At 71.6% G+C, this 17,082-nt stretch carries 14 protein-coding genes; 12 read left to right on the top strand and 2 right to left on the bottom strand.

Features of this window, described 5'->3' with window-relative positions; genetic code table 11:
- Positions 1-15: 15 nt before the first annotated feature.
- The 8 genes from OG709_RS13015 to OG709_RS12980 all read left to right on the top strand — a co-directional run bounded on the left by OG709_RS13015 (position 16) and on the right by OG709_RS12980 (position 11,186).
- On the top strand, positions 16-2,217 hold the full coding sequence (locus OG709_RS13015) for a glycosyltransferase (RefSeq protein ID WP_326695624.1): 2,202 nt from the start codon (positions 16-18) through the stop codon (positions 2,215-2,217).
- Positions 2,214-3,512, top strand: a complete 1,299-nt coding sequence (locus tag OG709_RS13010; protein WP_329166158.1) for an acyltransferase family protein — start codon at positions 2,214-2,216, stop codon at positions 3,510-3,512. Before OG709_RS13015 ends, OG709_RS13010 begins: the two co-directional genes overlap by 4 nt.
- 169 nt (positions 3,513-3,681) lie before the next feature.
- On the top strand, positions 3,682-4,818 hold the full coding sequence (locus OG709_RS13005; RefSeq protein WP_329166156.1) for a uroporphyrinogen-III synthase: 1,137 nt from the start codon (positions 3,682-3,684) through the stop codon (positions 4,816-4,818).
- A 107-nt stretch (positions 4,819-4,925) separates the two neighbouring features.
- On the top strand, positions 4,926-5,465 hold the full coding sequence (locus OG709_RS13000; RefSeq protein WP_329166154.1) for a GNAT family N-acetyltransferase: 540 nt from the start codon (positions 4,926-4,928) through the stop codon (positions 5,463-5,465).
- 53 nt (positions 5,466-5,518) lie between these two features.
- Positions 5,519-6,100: a CGNR zinc finger domain-containing protein gene (locus OG709_RS12995; protein ID WP_326694787.1), complete on the top strand. Its 582-nt coding sequence runs from the start codon at positions 5,519-5,521 to the stop codon at positions 6,098-6,100.
- Positions 6,101-6,333: 233 nt separating this feature from the next.
- A complete protein-coding gene (locus OG709_RS12990) occupies positions 6,334-8,760 on the top strand; it encodes a HelD family protein (RefSeq protein ID WP_329166152.1) in 2,427 nt (808 codons plus the stop codon).
- Positions 8,761-9,174: 414 nt separating this feature from the next.
- Positions 9,175-10,608 carry an NAD-dependent malic enzyme gene (locus OG709_RS12985; protein ID WP_250298758.1) on the top strand — a complete coding sequence of 478 codons (1,434 nt, stop codon included), beginning with the start codon at positions 9,175-9,177 and terminating at the stop codon, positions 10,606-10,608.
- Positions 10,609-10,904: 296 nt separating this feature from the next.
- Complete coding sequence (locus OG709_RS12980; protein WP_003968811.1) at positions 10,905-11,186, top strand: HU family DNA-binding protein; 282 nt, start codon at positions 10,905-10,907, stop codon at positions 11,184-11,186.
- Between the two features lie 204 nt (positions 11,187-11,390).
- Here the strand turns inward: OG709_RS12980 and OG709_RS12975 are convergent, their stop codons facing one another.
- Both OG709_RS12975 and OG709_RS12970 read right to left on the bottom strand, forming a co-directional pair.
- Positions 11,391-12,029: an HAD family hydrolase gene (locus OG709_RS12975; RefSeq protein WP_250298757.1), complete on the bottom strand. Its 639-nt coding sequence runs from the start codon at positions 12,027-12,029 to the stop codon at positions 11,391-11,393.
- Entirely contained in the window at positions 12,026-12,844 is an 819-nt protein-coding gene (locus tag OG709_RS12970; protein ID WP_329166149.1) for a GntR family transcriptional regulator, read from the bottom strand. The genes OG709_RS12975 and OG709_RS12970 overlap by 4 nt, the downstream gene beginning before the upstream one ends.
- Positions 12,845-13,107: 263 nt before the next feature.
- Here OG709_RS12970 and OG709_RS12965 point away from each other — a divergent pair, with 263 nt between their 5' ends.
- The 4 genes from OG709_RS12965 to OG709_RS12950 are packed head-to-tail and all read left to right on the top strand — an operon-like array spanning position 13,108 to position 17,010.
- Positions 13,108-14,253, top strand: coding sequence for an ABC transporter substrate-binding protein (locus OG709_RS12965; RefSeq protein WP_374211215.1), 1,146 nt, complete (start codon positions 13,108-13,110; stop codon positions 14,251-14,253).
- Between the two features lie 2 nt (positions 14,254-14,255).
- Positions 14,256-15,152: an ABC transporter permease gene (locus OG709_RS12960; protein ID WP_266642892.1), complete on the top strand. Its 897-nt coding sequence runs from the start codon at positions 14,256-14,258 to the stop codon at positions 15,150-15,152.
- A complete protein-coding gene (locus tag OG709_RS12955) occupies positions 15,140-15,967 on the top strand; it encodes an ABC transporter permease (protein WP_250298754.1) in 828 nt (275 codons plus the stop codon). The genes OG709_RS12960 and OG709_RS12955 overlap by 13 nt, the downstream gene beginning before the upstream one ends.
- A complete protein-coding gene (locus tag OG709_RS12950; protein WP_266642894.1) occupies positions 15,964-17,010 on the top strand; it encodes an ABC transporter ATP-binding protein in 1,047 nt (348 codons plus the stop codon). The genes OG709_RS12955 and OG709_RS12950 overlap by 4 nt, the downstream gene beginning before the upstream one ends.
- Positions 17,011-17,082 lie beyond the last annotated feature (72 nt).

The following is a 17,082-nucleotide window of genomic DNA, read 5'->3' as shown; positions in this document are numbered from 1 at the left end:
CGGCGCAGGGTGCCCATGCGCTATCTCCTGCCGCTGCTGCTGCTCGTCGCGCTCTTCGGCATGCTGGTCGTACGCGGCTACGTGCACAGCGAGATCGTCGCCGACCACCGGGTCCGCCCCCCGGCCGCGACCGACCAGGTCCCCGGGCGCATCCTCGGCGGCGGGCCGGTCATCGACGCCCGCGCCCCGGGCGGGCCCACCAGCCTGCGGATCCCGGACCACAAGATCGTCCTGACCTTCGACGACGGACCCGACCCCGAGTGGACCCCGAAGGTCCTCGACGAGCTGAAGAAGTACCACGCCCACGCGGTCTTCTTCGTCACCGGCACCATGGCCTCCCGCTATCCCGGCCTGGTCAGACGCATGGTCGACGAGGGGCACGAGGTGGGCGTGCACACCTTCAACCACCCCGACCTCTCGTACCAGTCCAGGACCCGGATCGACTGGGAGCTCTCCCAGACACAGCTTGCCCTCGCGGGCGCGGCCGGTATCCGCTCCTCGCTCTTCCGGCCGCCCTACTCGTCGTTCGCGGACGCGCTCGACGACAAGAACTGGCCGGTCGTGAAGTACATCGGCAGCCGTGGCTACATCACCGTGCTCGACTCCGTCGACAGCGAGGACTGGCAGCGGCCCGGCGTCCCCACGATCCTGCGCAACGCCACGCCCGTGGGCGGCAGGGGCGCGATCGTGCTCATGCACGACTCGGGCGGGAACCGGGCGCAGACCGTCGCCGCGCTCGGCCGCTACCTGCCCGAACTCCAGCACCGGGGCTACGAGTTCGCCAGCCTCACCGACGCGCTGGGCGCACCGTCCGCGCAGACCCCGGTCAGCGGGCCCGAGCTGTGGCGCGGCAAGGCGTTCGTCTTCGCCGTCGGTCTCTCCGACGACGCCACCGGGGTGCTGATCGTCTGCCTCGCCGTGGTCGGCGTCCTGGTCTTCGCCCGCTTCGGACTGATGCTGGTGCTGTCCTTCGTACACGCCCGCCGGGTGCGCGCCCCGGACTTCCGCTGGGGGCCACCGGTCACCGAACCGGTCTCCGTCCTCGTACCGGCGTACAACGAGCGGGAATGCATCGCCAACACCGTCCGTTCGCTGATGGCGAGCGAGCACCCGGTGGAGGTCATCGTCATCGACGACGGCTCGACGGACGGCACCGCTGACCTGGTCGAGGCGATGCGGCTGCCCGGTGTGCGGGTGGTGCGCCAGCGCAATTCCGGCAAGCCGGCCGCCCTCGACACCGGTATCGCGCACGCCCGGTACGAACTCGTCGTGATGATGGACGGCGACACCGTCTTCGAACCGTCCACCGTCGGCGAACTGGTGCAGCCCTTCGGGGACCCACGGGTCGGCGCGGTCGCGGGCAACGCCAAGGTCGGCAACAAGGACAGCCTCATCGGCGCCTGGCAGCACATCGAGTACGTGATGGGCTTCAACCTCGACCGCCGCATGTACGACGTACTGCGCTGCATGCCCACGATCCCCGGCGCCGTCGGTGCCTTCCGCCGCGAGGCGCTGGCCGCCGTCGGCGGGATGAGCGACGACACCCTCGCCGAGGACACCGACGTCACGATGGCCCTGCACCGCGGTGGCTGGCGCGTGGTCTACGCGGAGAACGCCCGCGCCTGGACCGAGGCGCCCGCGACCGTGCAGCAGCTCTGGTCACAGCGCTACCGCTGGTCGTACGGGACGATGCAGGCGATCTGGAAGCACCGCCGCGCCTTCGTCGAGCGCGGCCCGTCGGGACGGTTCGGCCGGGTCGGGCTGCCGCTGGTGGCCCTCTTCATGGTCCTGGCGCCGCTGCTGGCCCCGCTCATCGATGTCTTCCTGCTGTACGGGCTGATCTTCGGGCCGACCCAGAAGACCGTCCTCGCCTGGTTCGCGGTGCTCGCCCTCCAGGGCGGGTGCGCCGCGTACGCCTTCCGGCTGGACCGGGAACGGCTGCGCCACCTGGTGTCGCTCCCGCTCCAGCAGATCCTCTACCGGCAGCTGATGTACACCGTGCTGCTGCAGTCCTGGATCACGGCGCTCACCGGGGGACGGCTGCGCTGGCAGAAACTTCGCCGTACGGGGGTGGTCGAGGCGCCGGGAGCCGTGCCCGCCCCGCGCCGCCGCGGTGGGCAGCGGGTCGGGGAGGCCTGTGACAGCGGCGACGATGGTGACGGCGGCGACCGAAGTGGCCGCAGCGACAGCAACGACGACCGGAGGCCCGTCCGATGACCGCCACCACCACGCCGGGCATCACGCCGGGCACGACGCCGGGCGCTTCTCCGGACGGCGCCGGGGCCACTACCGCAGCCACCACCCCAGCAGCCACCCCGGCCCCGCCGGGTCCGCCCGCTCCGAACCGCCCTCCGACCCGTCCGCCGGGCCGCGACCGTTATCTCGACCTGCTGCGCACCACGGCCCTGGTCCGGGTGGTCTTCTACCACCTCTTCGGCTGGGCCTGGCTGTCCGTCGTCTTCCCGTCCATGGGCGTGATGTTCGCGCTCGCCGGCTCGCTCATGGCCCGCTCACTGGCCCGCCCCGCGTGGGGCGTCATCCGTGGCCGGGTCCGCCGGCTGCTGCCGCCGATGTGGGCGTTCGGCGCGCTGATGGTCGGGATGATGGTGTACGCCGGGTGGCGGCCCTCCGTCACGAAGGTGCTCCTCTACGTCGTACCGGTCGGCGCCCCGCCGTACCCGGACTCGCTCGGCTCCGCGTCCGGCTGGCTGGAACAGAGCTGGCCGGACCAGGCGGTGGGGCCGCTCTGGTACCTGCGCGCCTACCTCTGGTTCGTACTGCTCTCGCCGCTGCTGCTCAAGGCGTTCCGCAGGCTCCCGTGGCCGACGCTGTTCGCGCCTCTCGCGCTGACCGCGGTGGTGGGTACCGGACTGGTGACGGTCCCCGGCGAATTCGGCCTGGCGCTCACGGACTTCGCGGTCTACGGCTCCTGCTGGATCCTGGGCTTCGCCCACCAGGACGGACTGCTCCGGAAGGTCCCGCGGTACTTCCTGGTGTCCTGTGCGGTCCCGGTGATGGGCTTCGGCCTCTGGTGGGCGTCCGGCCACCTCGGCCCGGACGGCTGGGACCTCAACGACATCCCGCTCGCGCAGGCCACCTGGTCGCTGGGCGCCTGCGCGCTGCTCCTCGCGTACTCGCCCTCCTGGCATCAACTGCCCGCCGGACTGGCGAAGTTCGACCGGGTGATCACGCTGACCAACAACCGCGCGGTGACCGTCTACCTCTGGCACAACGCGCTGATCATGGCCACCGTGCCGCTGATCGACCAGCTGTACAACATCCCGTTCGTCGAGGACCGGTTCGACACCCTGCTGACCACGACGTACAACGTCTGGATGTTCGTGGCGGTCTGGCCGCTGATCGGCCTGACGGTGCTGGCGGTGGGCTGGATCGAGGACCTGGCGGCCGGGCGCCGACCCCGGCTCTGGCCCGACGGCGCGGGGCGCGCGGACCGGCGCACCGGACGGTGGCCGGGCGGGCGGCGGGCGGCGCCGGGGGAGACACGGGCGTAGATCCCGTCGGCACGCAGGGGGTTCCGGGGCGCGGCTCCCGCCACGCAGGGGGTTCGCGGGCGCGGCTCCCCCTGCGGAACCGGGTGACACGCGGGCGTAACACCCAGGAATTACTCAGGAATTACTGTCGGGCCGCACCCGTCACGCGTTCCTGGGAGACTCGCCGACCATGCAGGACACCGCACCACCCCGGCCCGGCCCCCTTGCCGGATTCACCGTCGGCGTGACCGCCGCCCGGCGGGCCGAAGAGCTCGTCGCGCTGCTCCAGCGGCGTGGCGCTACGGTCCGGCACGCGCCCGCGCTGCGCACCGTACCGCTGGCCGACGACAGCGAACTCCGGTCGGCCACCGCCGAGTTGACCGCCGATCCGCCCGATGTCGTCGTCGCGACCACCGCCATCGGGTTCCGCGGGTGGATCGAGGCCGCGGACGGCTGGGGCCCCGCCGGGGCGCTCGTCGACCTGCTGCGCGGGACGGAGATCCTCGCCCGCGGCCCCAAGGTCAAGGGCGCGATCCGGGCCGCCGGACTGACCGAGACCTGGTCGCCCGCGTCCGAGTCGATGGCGGAGGTGCTGGACCGGCTGCTCGCCGAGGGCGTCGACGGCCGGCGGATCGCGATCCAGCTGCACGGCGAACCGGTGCCGGGGTTCGTGGACGCGCTGCGGGCGGCGGGCGCCGAGGTCGTCGGCGTACCGGTGTACCGGTGGGTGGCGCCCGAGGACATCGGCCCGCTCGACCGTCTGCTGGACGACACGCTCGCCCGTTCCGTCGACGCCCTGACCTTCACCAGCGCGCCCGCGGCCGTCTCGCTGCTGGCCCGTGCGGAGGTGCGGGGACTGCGTACGGAACTGCTGGCCGCGCTCGGCCGGGACGTCCTGGCCCTCTGCGTGGGCCCGGTCACCGCGCGGCCCCTTCAGGCCGAGGGGGTCGGCACGCTCCAGCCGGAACGCTTCAGGCTGGCCCCGATGGTCCAGCTCCTCTGCGAGCAACTCCCCGCCGGAGCACCGGTGTTGCCCGTGGCGGGCCATCGGGTCCAGATCCGTGGCCAGGCGGTCCTGGTGGACGACACCCTGCGCCCGGTGTCCCCGGCGGGCATGGCCCTGCTGCGTACGCTCGCCCGCCGGCCGGGCCGGGTGGTGTCCCGCGCGGAGCTGCTGACGGCGCTGCCCGGGGCGGGCCGCGACGAACACGCCGTGGAGACGGCGATGACCCGGCTGCGTACGGCCCTCGGCTCGCCGGAGCTGATCCGGACGGTCGTCAAACGGGGCTACCGGCTGGAGCTGGAGCCGGGGGCGCACGTGGGGTAGGGCGGTCCGCGCATCGTGGGGCCGGGGGCTCCGGGGCGGCCGACAGCACGGTCCGTTTCAGCGGCCGTCGGATCACGGTACGTCCGGCCCCGGGTTACCGTGCAGAAATGATGATCGACGGCATACTCCTGCGCTCGGCCGCGCTGTCCGACGCCGAGCCGCTCGCCGCCGCCTACCGCCGCAACCGCGAACATCTGCGGCCCTGGGAGCCGGACAGGCCAGAGTCCTTCTTCACGGGTGCGGGCCAGCTGGACCGGCTGCGGAGCACGCTGGCCGACCGGGACGCCGGGCGGGTGCTGCCGTGGGTGATGGAGGAGACCACGAGCGGGCGCCTCGTGGGCACCATCACGCTCAACAGCATCGCCCTCGGACCGTTCCGCAGTGCCACCCTCGGCTACTGGGTGGACGCCGGCTGCACGGGCCGCGGTGTCGCGTCCGGCGCCGTGGAGGAGATGTGCCGGGTCGCGCGGGACGAGCTCGGGCTGCACCGCGTCGAGGCCGGAACGCTGCTCGACAACGTGGCCTCGCAGCGGGTCCTCACCAGGTGCGGCTTCGAGCCGTACGGTGTCGCCCCTCGCTATCTGCACATCAACGGCGAGTGGCGCGACCACCGGCTCTTCCAGCGGATCCTGCACGACGGGAACTGAGCGCGGCCGACAGGGGGTTACGGGGCGGCGTGCGGCCGGGCACTGTAAGGGGTATGGGTACGCACGCGTACGAGTTGCGGTTCGATTCAGGGCGCATCTGCCTGGACCTGTTGGCGACGGAGTCGGAAGCCGTCGAACAACTCGACTGCGGGCGGCGACTGGCCGCCTGGCTCACCGGTTCCGGGCTGGTCCCGGCCGGTACGCCGCTGCCGGTGCCGGACGCCGACTGGGTGGCCGCTTTCATCGAACTCCGCTGCCACATCGCGGAGTTGATACGGGCCGAGGTTGGCGGACGCGTGGCGGAGAGAGCCCTGGCCGAGGTCAACGCCCGCGCGGCGGTCGCGCCTCCGGTCCTGCGGGCCGTGCGCGGCGCGGGTGGCAGGCTCGTCGGGGAGCTGGCCGCGGTTCCCGGTCCGGCCGCCCTGCTGGCCGTCGTCGCCCGCGACGCCGTCGACCTGCTCACCGACCCCGCGGCCCGCGCCCTGCTGCGCCAGTGCGAGGGCGACAACTGCCGTCGGCTCTATCTGGACACCTCACGGGGGCACCGCCGCCGCTGGTGCTCCAGCGAGGTCTGCGGCAACCGGGAGCGGGTCGCCAGACACCGGCGCAGGGCGGCCGTCGCGGCCCGCACCTGAGGTTCGCCGGTGGCCCGCCGCGGAGGGGGGCCCGCTGCCGAGGGGGCCCGGGGCCCGCTCGCCGCGGCCACCCCTCCGCGGCGGACTTCCGGGGTGCTCCGGCGGCTCCCTGCCCCGCGGACTTCAGGGGGCTCTCCCCAACCCCCCTGAACACCCGCTGAACGCCGCCTGACATAAGCTCCGCCTTCGCATAGGGTTGACGGTCGCCCAATGCATGCAAGAAGGGGGCCTCAGTGGCCGCGCAGGATGCCGCTGTCGACTCGGTCAGAGACCGCGAGATCGCGATCGAGCAGGAGCACCTGGACCAGGTGTACCGCCGCCTTGAGGAGAAGATCCACGAGGCTGAATTCCTCATGAACGACGCCGCCCAGCGCGGCCAGGTCGGTACGCCCGGTGCGCTCGCCGAGCGGGACGCCCAGGTCTTCCGGGCGGGCATCCACCTCAACCGCCTCAACAACGAGTTCGAGGACTTCCTCTTCGGCCGCGTCGACCTGCTCCTGGGCAAGGACGGCAAGAAGGGCCCGGACGGCGCGTACACCGCCGTGGAGCCCGCCGAGGACGCCGTACGGCCCGACAACACCGCCGACATCGCGGAGACCCTGCACATCGGCCGGATCGGCGTGCTGGACTCCGACTACTCCCCGCTGGTCATCGACTGGCGGGCCCCCGCGGCGGCGCCCTTCTACCGCTCGACGCCCGTCGACCCGGGCCGGGTGGTGCGCCGCAGGGTGATCCGGTCCAAGGGCCGCAAGGTCCTCGGCGTCGAGGACGACCTGATGCGCCCCGAGCTGACCGCGGCCCTGGGCGGCACGGAACTGGCCGTCGTCGGGGACGGCGCGCTGATGGCCGCCCTCGGGCAGGCCCGCAGCCACACCATGCGGGACATCGTCTCGTCCATCCAGGCCGAACAGGACCTGGTGATCCGGGCGCCCGCCGCGTCGGTCACCGAGGTGTCGGGCGGGCCCGGCACCGGCAAGACGGCCGTCGCGCTGCACCGGGCCGCGTACCTGCTCTACCAGGACCGCCGCCGGTACGCGGGCGGCATCCTGATCGTCTCGCCGACGCCGCTGCTCGTGGCGTACACCGAGGGCGTGCTGCCCTCGCTCGGCGAGGAGGGACAGGTCGCGATCCGGGCGGTCGGCTCGCTGGTGGACGGCGCGGAGGCGACGGCGTACGACGAGCCGGCCGTCGCCCGCATCAAGGGCTCCTCCCGGATGCTCCAGGTGCTGCGCAGAGCGGCCCGTGGGGCCCTGGAGGGCAGCTCGGGCCGCCCGGCCCGGGGCAGGAGCCGTGGCGGCGCCCAGGAGGGCGAGCAGCTGGCCTTCGGCGAGTCCCCGTCGGATCAGAAGTCGGATCAGAAGTCGGATCAGGGTTCGGATCAGGAGTCGTCCCAGGACGGGACACGCGGTGGTACTCCGGACCGGCTGCGCGTCGTCGCCTTCGGCGGGCGCCTCGAACTGGACGGCGACGAGCTCCGGCGCATCCGCCACAACGTCCTCGGCGGCACTGCCCCCGTCAACCTGCTGCGCCCGCGCGCCCGGCGGCTGGTGCTCGACGCGCTGTGGGCGAAGTCCAACGGCCGCGGGCGCTACACGGACCCCGAACTGGCCGCCGAGCTGCGCTCCACCTTCGACGACGACGTGTCGAACGAGGACAGCTTCCTGGAGTTCCTGGACGCCTGGTGGCCCGAGCTGACCCCGCGCGGGGTGCTCGCCGCGATGGCCGACGAGCGCAGGCTGGGCCGCTGGGCCCGCCGGGTGCTCAACCAGGGCGAGGTGCGCAAGCTGGCCCGCGCCCTCAAGCGGGAGGCGCTCTCCGTGCACGACGTGGCGCTCCTGGACGAGCTGCAGACCCTGCTCGGCACCCCGCACCGGCCCCGGAAGAAGCGCGAGTACGACCCGCTCGACCAGCTCACCGGCCTGGAGGAGCTGATGCCGCACCGCGAGGAGACCCAGTGGGAGCGGGCCGAGCGGCTGGCGCAGGAGCGCACCGAGTACGCCCATGTCATCGTCGACGAGGCGCAGGACCTCACGCCCATGCAGTGGCGGATGGTCGGCCGCCGCGGCAGGCAGGCGACCTGGACGATCGTCGGGGACGCGGCCCAGTCGTCCTGGTCGACCCCGGACGAGGCGGCCGATGCCCGCGACGAGGCGCTCGGCGCCCGCCCGCGCCGCCACTTCACGCTGACCGTCAACTACCGCAACCCGGCGGAGATCGCCGAGCTCGCGGCGAAGGTGCTGGCGCTGGCCATGCCGGGGATGGAGTCGCCGTCGGCGGTCCGTTCCACGGGGGTCGAGCCGCGGTTCGCCGTCGTACGCGACGGGGACCTGGCCCGGACCGTACGGGAGGAGGCCGGGCGGCTGCTGGAGCGGGTCGACGGCACGGTGGGTGTGGTCGTCGCCATGAACCGGCGCGAGCAGGCCAGGAAGTGGCTGGCCGAACTCGGCGACCGGGTGGTGGCGCTCGGCAGCCTGGAGGCCAAGGGCCTGGAGTACGACGCGACGGTGGTCGTCTCGCCCGCCGAGATCGCGGACGAGTCACCGGCCGGGCTCCGGGTGCTGTACGTGGCGCTGACCCGGGCCACACAGCAGCTCACGGTGGTCTCGGCGGCGGGTGACGCGCCGGACGGGGCGGGCGTACCGGATCTGCTGCGGGACTGATCCCCGTCGGTCACCGCGAGGCCGGACGGTGCGTCAGCAGGCCGTCGGCGAGTCAATAGGCGCGGGGGAATCACTTTCCAGGGTGGTTTGTTAGCCTGGTTGGTGACACCGGCTCGATCCAAGCCCCCGGGCCCAACCTTCGTCGCTACGAGCGACCACTTGCCGCGAGGCGAGCATGGCGGGCCGGTGTCGCTCAGCTTGTGAAGAAGGTCCGTATCACCCCAAGGGCGGTACGGACCTTTTTCGTGTCTTCTGTCACCCGCAGGTCTCCCGCAGGGCTTCCCCCGACCAGGGGCCTTCTCGTATGGTGGAAAAGATTTTCCGAATAGGCCTCTCCATTACCGGCTACCGGCCGGTAGGTGCGACCATCGGATGCGTTTCAGGAACAGCTAGGGAAAGCAAAGGAAGTCGGCCATGGCAACGGCGCCAAGCGTCTCGTACTCGATCACGGCGCGTCTGGAGGTCCCCGCGAGCGGGACCGCGGTCAGTCAGCTCACCACGGCCGTCGAGTCCTCCGGCGGCTCGGTCACCGGTCTCGACGTCACCGCGTCCGGCCACGAGAAGCTGCGGATCGACGTCACCATCGCCGCGACCTCCACCGACCACGCCGAACAGATCGTCCAGCAGCTCAAGGGCATCGAGGGGGTCGAGCTCGGCAAGGTCTCCGACCGTACGTTCCTGATGCACCTCGGTGGCAAGATCGAGATGGCGTCCAAGCACCCCATCCGCAACCGTGACGATCTCTCGATGATCTACACGCCCGGTGTGGCCCGTGTCTGCATGGCGATCGCGGAGAACCCCGAGGACGCCCGCCGGCTGACCATCAAGCGCAACTCCGTTGCAGTGGTGACGGACGGCTCCGCGGTGCTCGGCCTCGGCAACATCGGCCCGATGGCCGCACTGCCGGTCATGGAGGGCAAGGCGGCCCTCTTCAAGCGCTTCGCGGGCATCGACGCCTGGCCGATCTGCCTCGACACCCAGGACTCCGACGCGATCGTCGAGATCGTCAAGGCGATCGCCCCCGGCTTCGCGGGCATCAACCTGGAGGACATCTCCGCCCCCCGCTGCTTCGAGATCGAGGCCCGCCTGCGCGAGGCCCTCGATATCCCCGTCTTCCACGACGACCAGCACGGCACCGCGATCGTGGTGCTCGCCGCGCTGACGAACGCGCTGCGGGTCGTGGAGAAGGAGTTCGGCGAGGTACGGGTCGTCATGTCCGGCGCGGGAGCGGCCGGTACGGCCATTCTGAAGCTGCTGCTCGCCGCGGGCGTCAAGCACGCGGTCGTCGCCGACATCCACGGCGTGGTGCACGCCGGCCGCGCGGACCTGGTCGACGCCACCCCCGAGTCGCCGCTGCGCTGGATCGCCGACAACACCAACCCCGAAGGTGTGACGGGCACGTTGAAGGAGGCCGTCGTCGGCGCCGACGTCTTCATCGGTGTCTCCGCTCCGAACGTCCTGAACGGCGACGACGTCGCGGCCATGGCGGACGGTGCGATCGTGTTCGCGCTCGCGAACCCGGACCCCGAGGTCGAGCCGGCAATCGCCCGGCAGACGGCGGCAGTTGTGGCCACCGGCCGCTCGGACTTCCCGAACCAGATCAACAACGTGCTGGTCTTCCCCGGTGTGTTCCGCGGTCTGCTGGACGCGCAGTCCCGCACCGTCAACACGGAGATGATGCTGGCCGCCGCGGGCGCGCTCGCCGATGTCGTCGGCGCTGACGAACTCAACGCGAACTACATCATTCCCTCGGTCTTCAACGACCGGGTCGCGGGGGCCGTCGCGGGAGCCGTCAGCACGGCGGCCAAGGCGGCCGGTCCGGCTGTGACGGCGCCCACGTCTGCCTGACGCCCGGCGCGTCGCGGGACACACGGCCCCAAACGCCCCTTTAGGGTGGCGGGGATCCCAGGGCGCCCACAGCCGGGTTTCACGGAGCCGACAGAGCGTCACCACCCCGGGGCAGTGACGCGTTCGTGTGACTCCGGTGGGTACCGGATTGGCTTTCCCGCCGCTGGTGGGGGCAGGATGCATATTCGGGCGCGAGGGTCTGACGTCAGACCCGGGTCCGGGGACTGTCCTAGGGCCCTGGCAGCATCGGCTTCGATCTCACGCCTTACAGGCAAGAAGAACACGGGAGTAACAACATGAACCGCAGTGAGCTGGTGGCCGCCCTGGCCGATCGTGCCGAGGTGACTCGTAAGGACGCCGACGCCGTTCTGGCCGCTCTCGCCGAGACGGTCGGCGAGATCGTCGCCAAGGGCGACGAGAAGGTCACCATCCCCGGCTTCCTGACCTTCGAGCGCACCCACCGTGCCGCTCGCACCGCGCGTAACCCGCAGACCGGCGACCCGATCAACATCCCCGCCGGCTACAGCGTGAAGGTCTCCGCGGGCTCGAAGCTCAAGGAAGCCGCCAAGGGCAAGTAGGACCTACCGGTCCAAGGCCTGGCACAGACCAAAGGGCGGCCGTCCCATCGGGGACGGCCGCCTTTGGCGTACCGGGGTGTTCTGTGTGCCGGGCTGTTCGGTGTACCGGGGTGTTCTGCGTACCGGGTGTTCCGTGCGGCCCGCAGGCTCCGGCGCCGTCCGTCCGGAAGGACGTCCGGAAGAGCGGGGCCTTCGGGACACGGCCTACCGCAGCGCCCGCAGGTCCACGTCCGCCAGTGAGGGCACCAGGGTGGTGCGGGGGCCGGGAACGATGCCCGGGACCGTCGGGACGGCCAGCAGCCGGCAGCCCGCGGCCAGCGCCGCCGCAGCCCCGGTCGGGGTGTCCTCCACGGCCAGGCACTCCGCCGGGTCCACGCCCAGCGCCGCGGCGGCCGTCAGGTACGGGTCGGGGTGGGGCTTGCCCCGTGATGCCTCGCCCGAGGCCACGGAAGCGGCGAACCGGTGCGCCCCGAGCGTCCGCAGCACCATGTCGGCCACATGCCGCTCGGAGGCTGTCACCAGGGCCACCGCGATCCCCAGCGAGGCCGCCTGGTCCAGCAGGCGCAGGGCACCGGGCTGGACGGTGACACCGGCCGCCACCCGGGCGGTGAAGTCCTTGTCGAGGCGGGTCGCCGTGGCCGCGGCGGTCAGGGTGATGCCGTGCTCGCGGACCAGGCGGTCGGCCGCGTCGGCCACCGCCGCCCCCGCGAACCCGACCACAGCTTCGGGGCCGGCCGGGGCGCCCTGCGTCCGCAGCAGCGTGGCCACCGCCTGGAGCCACTCGTGCTCGGTGTCGACGAGGGTGCCGTCCATGTCGCACAGCAGGGCGGCGGGGAGGGTCATGAGGGCTCGCATTTCTGTTCCGGTGAGGTGGGGGTCGGCGAGGTGGAGGCCGCTGAGGTGGGGCCCGCTGAGGTGCGGACCGGTGCGGTACGGGCCAGGGAGTTGGCCTGGGTGGAGTTGCGTACGGTGAAGACCACCGACCCCGGGCGGTAGCGGTCGTCCGAGGTCTCGACGGGGCGCCCGTCGGCGGTGAGCGTGGTGCGGCGCACCCGCAGCAGCGGGCTCCCGCGGCGGACGGCCAGCTCACGCGCGTCGACCGTCCCGGCGGCGACGGCGTCCAGGTGGTGTTCACCGTGTGCGAAGACCAGCCCGGTGTCGTCGAGGAGCCGCTGGGTGACGGACTCGCAGTCGTCGGGCAGCGCCTCGACCGCGTCGGCCGTCCAGCCGGCGTAGACGGTGCGCTCCAGCAGGACAGGAGCCCCGTCCAGGGTGCGCAGCCGCAGCACCCGCAGGACTCCGTCGTCCGGGGCGAGCTGCAGCAGGGCCGCCTCCTGGACGCTCGCCCCGCCGCGTACCGAATCCAGCACGAGCCCGCCGGGAACGTGCCCGCCCGCCCGCGCCCACTGCGCGAAACTGCGCAGTTCGGCGAAGCTCTGGCTCGGTGTGGTACTCAGCACAGTGTGGCGCGCGCCCTGCCGGGAACCGAGCAGTCCCTCGGCGAGCAGGGTGGCCAGGGCCTGGCGGACGGTGCCCCGGGAGACGGCGTACGCGGCGGCCAGATCGGCCTCCGCCGGCAGGGCCGAACCCACCGGGTAGACGCCTTCGGCCAGGTCACGGCGGAGATTGTCGGCGATCTCCTGATGCCGTCGGGTCACGTCACTCCTCGTCGTCGGCCGGTCCGCCGGGCGGCGGACCGGTCCTTTCATCTGTGCACACCAACAAGTATCTGACGGGGGGTCGAGGTATGCGTCTCACCGATCTTCGACAGCTTAAACCATTTCTTTCGTAACGCTTCTGACCTGCTGTTTTAGCGACTTCTTCTGCTTGTCTGACGTCCACCTTGCTGTTAACTTGCCCAGGCTTACTGACTGATGGCTTGTCCAGACAAGTGGCTGGCCGTAGACCGCAGGAGTAAAACGTGAACCCATCCCGTCCGGCCCGCTGTGCCGGCATAGCGGCAGCCGCGCTCGTCACCGCAGTGCTCGCCGGTGGCTGCGGCGCCGCGCCCACCGCCGACGCCGCGGACAGCAAGGCCGCGAAGGCGTCATCGGCGGCGGACCTCGGAGGGATGGCGGGTCTCGTCAAGGAGGCGAAGAAGGAGGGCTCGCTGAACGTGTACGCCCTGGCCCCCGACTGGGCGCACTACGGCGAGATGATTTCCGCCTTCGAGAAGAAGTACGGAATCAAGGTCAACAACGAGAACCCCGGCGGCAGCAGCCAGCAGGCCCTCAACGCGGCGGCCAAGCGCAAGGGCCAGGACCGGGCGGTCGACGCGCTCGACCTCGGCACCGCGTACATGCAGCAGGCCAAGGCGCAGAAGCTGCTCGCCCCGTACAAGGTCAGCGGCTGGGACGGCATCCCCGACGCCCAGAAGCAGGCCGACGGTTCGTACCTGAACAACTACGGCGGCTACATGTCGATCGGCTGCGACGCCAAGGCCGTGAAGCACTGCCCGCAGACGTTCAAGGACCTGCTGAAGCCCGAGTACAAGAACAAGGTCGCGCTCAACGGGAACCCGGCCGAGTCCAGCTCCGCGCTGGCCGCCGTCTTCGCGGCCTCGCTGGCGAACGGCGGGACGCTCGACGACGTGCAGCCCGGCCTCGACTTCTTCAAGGAGCTCAAGAAGAAGGGCAATTACGTCCCGGCCGAGTCGACCCTCGCCACCATCCAGAAGGGCGAGACACCCCTCTCGATCGACTGGGACTACCTCAACCTCGGGTACGCCGAGAAGCTCAAGGCCAAGGGCGTCGACTGGAAGGTCACCGTCCCGTCGGACGGCGAGTACTCCCACTACTACAACCAGGGCGTCAACAAGTACGCCCCGCACCCGGCCGCCGCCCGGCTGTGGTTGGAGTTCATCTACAGCCCCGCGGGCCAGAACATCTGGCTCCAGGGCTTCTCCCGGCCCGCCCTGCTCGACGTGATGGAGAAGAACGGCACGGTCGACAAGGCCGCCGACGCCAAGCTCCCCCCGGTCGAGGGCGCTCCGAAGACCGCCGACTCCCAGCAGGAGGCGAAGGCCAAGGCGGCCATCGTGCAGGGCTGGGCCAAGGCGGTCAGCTGACCATGGCCGACCAAGCCGTCCGTACGGCCGCCGTCGCGGGTGCGAGGCGGGCCGTACGCCGCAGGGGCCGCCACCGCTGGCCCGCCGTCGTCCCGTACTTCGCCTTCCTCGCCCTCTGCTTCGGCCTGCCCGCCGGGACCATGGCCTACAACGCCTTCGTGGTCACCGGGGAGTCGGGCGCCGCCGGGTACGGCCTCGGCAACGTCCGCAGTTCGCTCTCCGGGGCGTACGCGACCGGGCTGACCGGAAGTGTCGAACTCTCCGTCGTCAGCGCCCTGCTGGCCACCGTGGCCGGAGCGCTCATCGCGCAGGCCGTCGTCACATCGAGGCGCCCCGCCCTGCGCAGGGCCGTCGTCGCGGCCTCCGGGGTCTTCGCCAACTTCAGCGGTGCGCCGCTCGCCTTCGCCTTCATCGCCACCCTCGGTACGACCGGCACCCTCACCAAGCTGCTGTCGTTGCAGTCCACCGGCTTCAGCCTCTACAGCTTCACCGGCCTGGTGCTCGCCTATCTGTACTTCATGATTCCGCTGATGGTGGTGACCGTCCTCCCGGCGCTGGACGGGCTGCGCACCCAGTGGCAGGAGGCCGCCGCGTCCTGCGGGGCGACCCGCCGCCAGTTCTGGCTGCACATCGGCGTCCCGGTGCTGACCCCCTCGCTGCTCGGCGGCGCCGTCCTGATGTTCGGCACCGCCTTCGCCTCCCAGGCCACCGCCGCGGTGATGACCGGCAGTTCGGTACCGCTGATCACCCTCCAGATCTCCAACGCCCTGAACGGCAACGTGCTGGTCGGACAGGAGAACCTGGCGCTCGCGATGAGCCTCGACATGGTGGTGATCGCGCTGCTGGTGATGGCCGTGCAGATCCCGCTGCAACGACGGAGTGCCCGATGGCTCGGATGACGGCCGCACGTACGGCTTCGCGCTCCCGCGGCCCGGTCCTCGGGCTGGCCGCGCTCTACTTCCTGGTCCCGGTCGTGGCCTCGCTCTGGTTCACGATCGACAACACGGACGGCATCAGCTTCGATCCGTACACCAAGGGCCTCGGCTCCGACGGGATGACCAGCAGCCTGCTGCTGTCCCTCGGGCTCGGGCTGGCGACCGTCGTCCTCGGACTCGCGCTGATGGTGCCGGCGACGGTCGCCGTCGCGCTGTACTTCCCCCGGCTGCGGCGCCTGGTGGAGATCCTCTCCATGATGCCGCTGGTGGTGCCGCCGATCGCACTGGTCGCAGGGGTGAGCACGGTGCTCTCCTGGCAGCAGGACCTCGCGACCACGCCGCTGTACGGGACGTTCCAGGCGCTGCAGAACAAGGACTTCCCGCTGGTCCTGGTCCTCGTCTACACGGTGATGTCGCTGCCGTTCCTGTTCCGCTCGCTGGACGCGGGGCTGCGCGCCGTCGATCTCCGCACGCTCGTCGAGGCGTCCCGGAGCCTGGGCGCCTCCCGCACTCAGACGCTGCTGCGGGTCGTCGTACCCAACCTGCGCGGCGCGGTGATCGGCGGGGCCGTGCTCAGCCTGGCCATGGTGCTCGGCGAGTACACCGTCGCCTCCGTGCTCGGCTTCGCGCCGTTCGCCGTGTGGATGGTGCAGATCGGTGACAGCGAGGCCCAGCTCTCCGTCGCCGCAGCCATGCTGAGCCTGCTGATCAGCTGGGGTCTGCTGCTCGTGCTCACCACCCTGGCCGGTGGCCGCAACCGAAGGAAGACCACGTCATGAGCGTTCCCGTGCACCTCAGGAATCTCCGTCGGGAGTTCGGCTCCACGGTGGCACTCGACGGCCTCGACCTGGACATCGCACCCGGCGAACTGGTCGCGCTGCTCGGGCCGTCCGGGTGCGGGAAGACCACCGCGCTGCGCATCATCGCGGGCTTCGAGTCCGCCGACAGCGGCGAGCTGCTGATGGACGGGAAGGACGTCATGTCCGTCCCCGCCCACCGCCGCGACATCGGGATGGTCTTCCAGTCGTACAGCCTCTTCCCGAACATGACGGCCGCCGAGAACGTCGCGTACGGCCTCCGGGTCCGGGGGAAGGGCACAGCCGAGCGCCGGACGCGGGCCCTGGAACTCCTTGATCTGGTCGGCCTCCCCGGCCGCGACGGCCACTACCCGCACCAGCTCTCCGGCGGCCAGCAGCAGCGGGTGGCGCTGGCCCGCGCGCTCGCCGTGCAGCCGCGGGTGCTGCTGCTCGACGAACCGCTGTCGGCGCTGGACGCCAAGGTACGGCTCACCCTGCGCGAGGAGATCCGCCGCATCCAGCTGGAGTTGGGCATCACCACGGTCTTCGTGACCCACGACCAGGAGGAGGCGCTGTCCATGGCGGACCGCGTCGCGGTGATGAAGGACGGGCGCCTCGAACAGTGTGCGGCCCCCTCCGAGCTGTACGAACGCCCGTCGACGCCCTTCGTCGCGGAGTTCGTCGGCACGATGAACCGGCTGCCGGGCACCGTCCGGGACGGCGGGGTCGTCGAGTTCTTCGGCCGCAGGCTCCCCATCCACGGCGCCGCACCGGAGGCCGGCCGTGAGGTCGACGTCCTGCTGCGTCCGGAGGGTCTCGCGGTGGGCAGGGCGGGAGCGGACGGCGAAGAGGCGACGGTACGGGTGGCGACGTTCCTCGGGCCCACGACCCGGCTGCACCTCACCACCGACTCCGGCCTCACGCTCAAGGCCGACCTGCCCAGCTGGGAGGCCGGGCAGCTCACGGTGGGGACCCGTTGCACGCTCTCGCCGCACGAGAATCCGGTGCTTGTCGCCGAGCGGTGAACGGAGGACGGCGTCGAGGGGCGCGGGCGGATCACGCAGCCTTCGGCGCGCTCGTCCTCGATCGCCGGACGG

It is taken from the genome of Streptomyces sp. NBC_01267, from assembly GCF_036241575.1.
Lineage (GTDB): Bacteria > Actinomycetota > Actinomycetes > Streptomycetales > Streptomycetaceae > Streptomyces.
The sequence above is the reverse complement of the archived record's forward strand: the minus strand, read 5'-3'. Positions and strand labels throughout refer to the sequence as shown.

Excerpts from the sequence above, each read along its gene's own strand:
- OG709_RS12985 (WP_250298758.1), top strand. The coding sequence starts at position 9,175 with ATGGCAACGGCGCCAAGCGTCTCGTACTCGATCACGGCGCGTCTGGAG.
- OG709_RS13015 (WP_326695624.1), top strand. The coding sequence starts at position 16 with ATGCGCTATCTCCTGCCGCTGCTGCTGCTCGTCGCGCTCTTCGGCATG.
- OG709_RS13005 (WP_329166156.1), top strand. The coding sequence starts at position 3,682 with ATGCAGGACACCGCACCACCCCGGCCCGGCCCCCTTGCCGGATTCACC.
- OG709_RS12980 (WP_003968811.1), top strand. The coding sequence starts at position 10,905 with ATGAACCGCAGTGAGCTGGTGGCCGCCCTGGCCGATCGTGCCGAGGTG.
- OG709_RS12995 (WP_326694787.1), top strand. The coding sequence starts at position 5,519 with ATGGGTACGCACGCGTACGAGTTGCGGTTCGATTCAGGGCGCATCTGC.
- OG709_RS13000 (WP_329166154.1), top strand. The coding sequence starts at position 4,926 with ATGATGATCGACGGCATACTCCTGCGCTCGGCCGCGCTGTCCGACGCC.
- OG709_RS12950 (WP_266642894.1), top strand. The coding sequence starts at position 15,964 with ATGAGCGTTCCCGTGCACCTCAGGAATCTCCGTCGGGAGTTCGGCTCC.
- OG709_RS12975 (WP_250298757.1), bottom strand. The coding sequence starts at position 12,029 with ATGACCCTCCCCGCCGCCCTGCTGTGCGACATGGACGGCACCCTCGTC.
- OG709_RS12955 (WP_250298754.1), top strand. The coding sequence starts at position 15,140 with ATGGCTCGGATGACGGCCGCACGTACGGCTTCGCGCTCCCGCGGCCCG.
- OG709_RS13010 (WP_329166158.1), top strand. The coding sequence starts at position 2,214 with ATGACCGCCACCACCACGCCGGGCATCACGCCGGGCACGACGCCGGGC.
- OG709_RS12960 (WP_266642892.1), top strand. The coding sequence starts at position 14,256 with ATGGCCGACCAAGCCGTCCGTACGGCCGCCGTCGCGGGTGCGAGGCGG.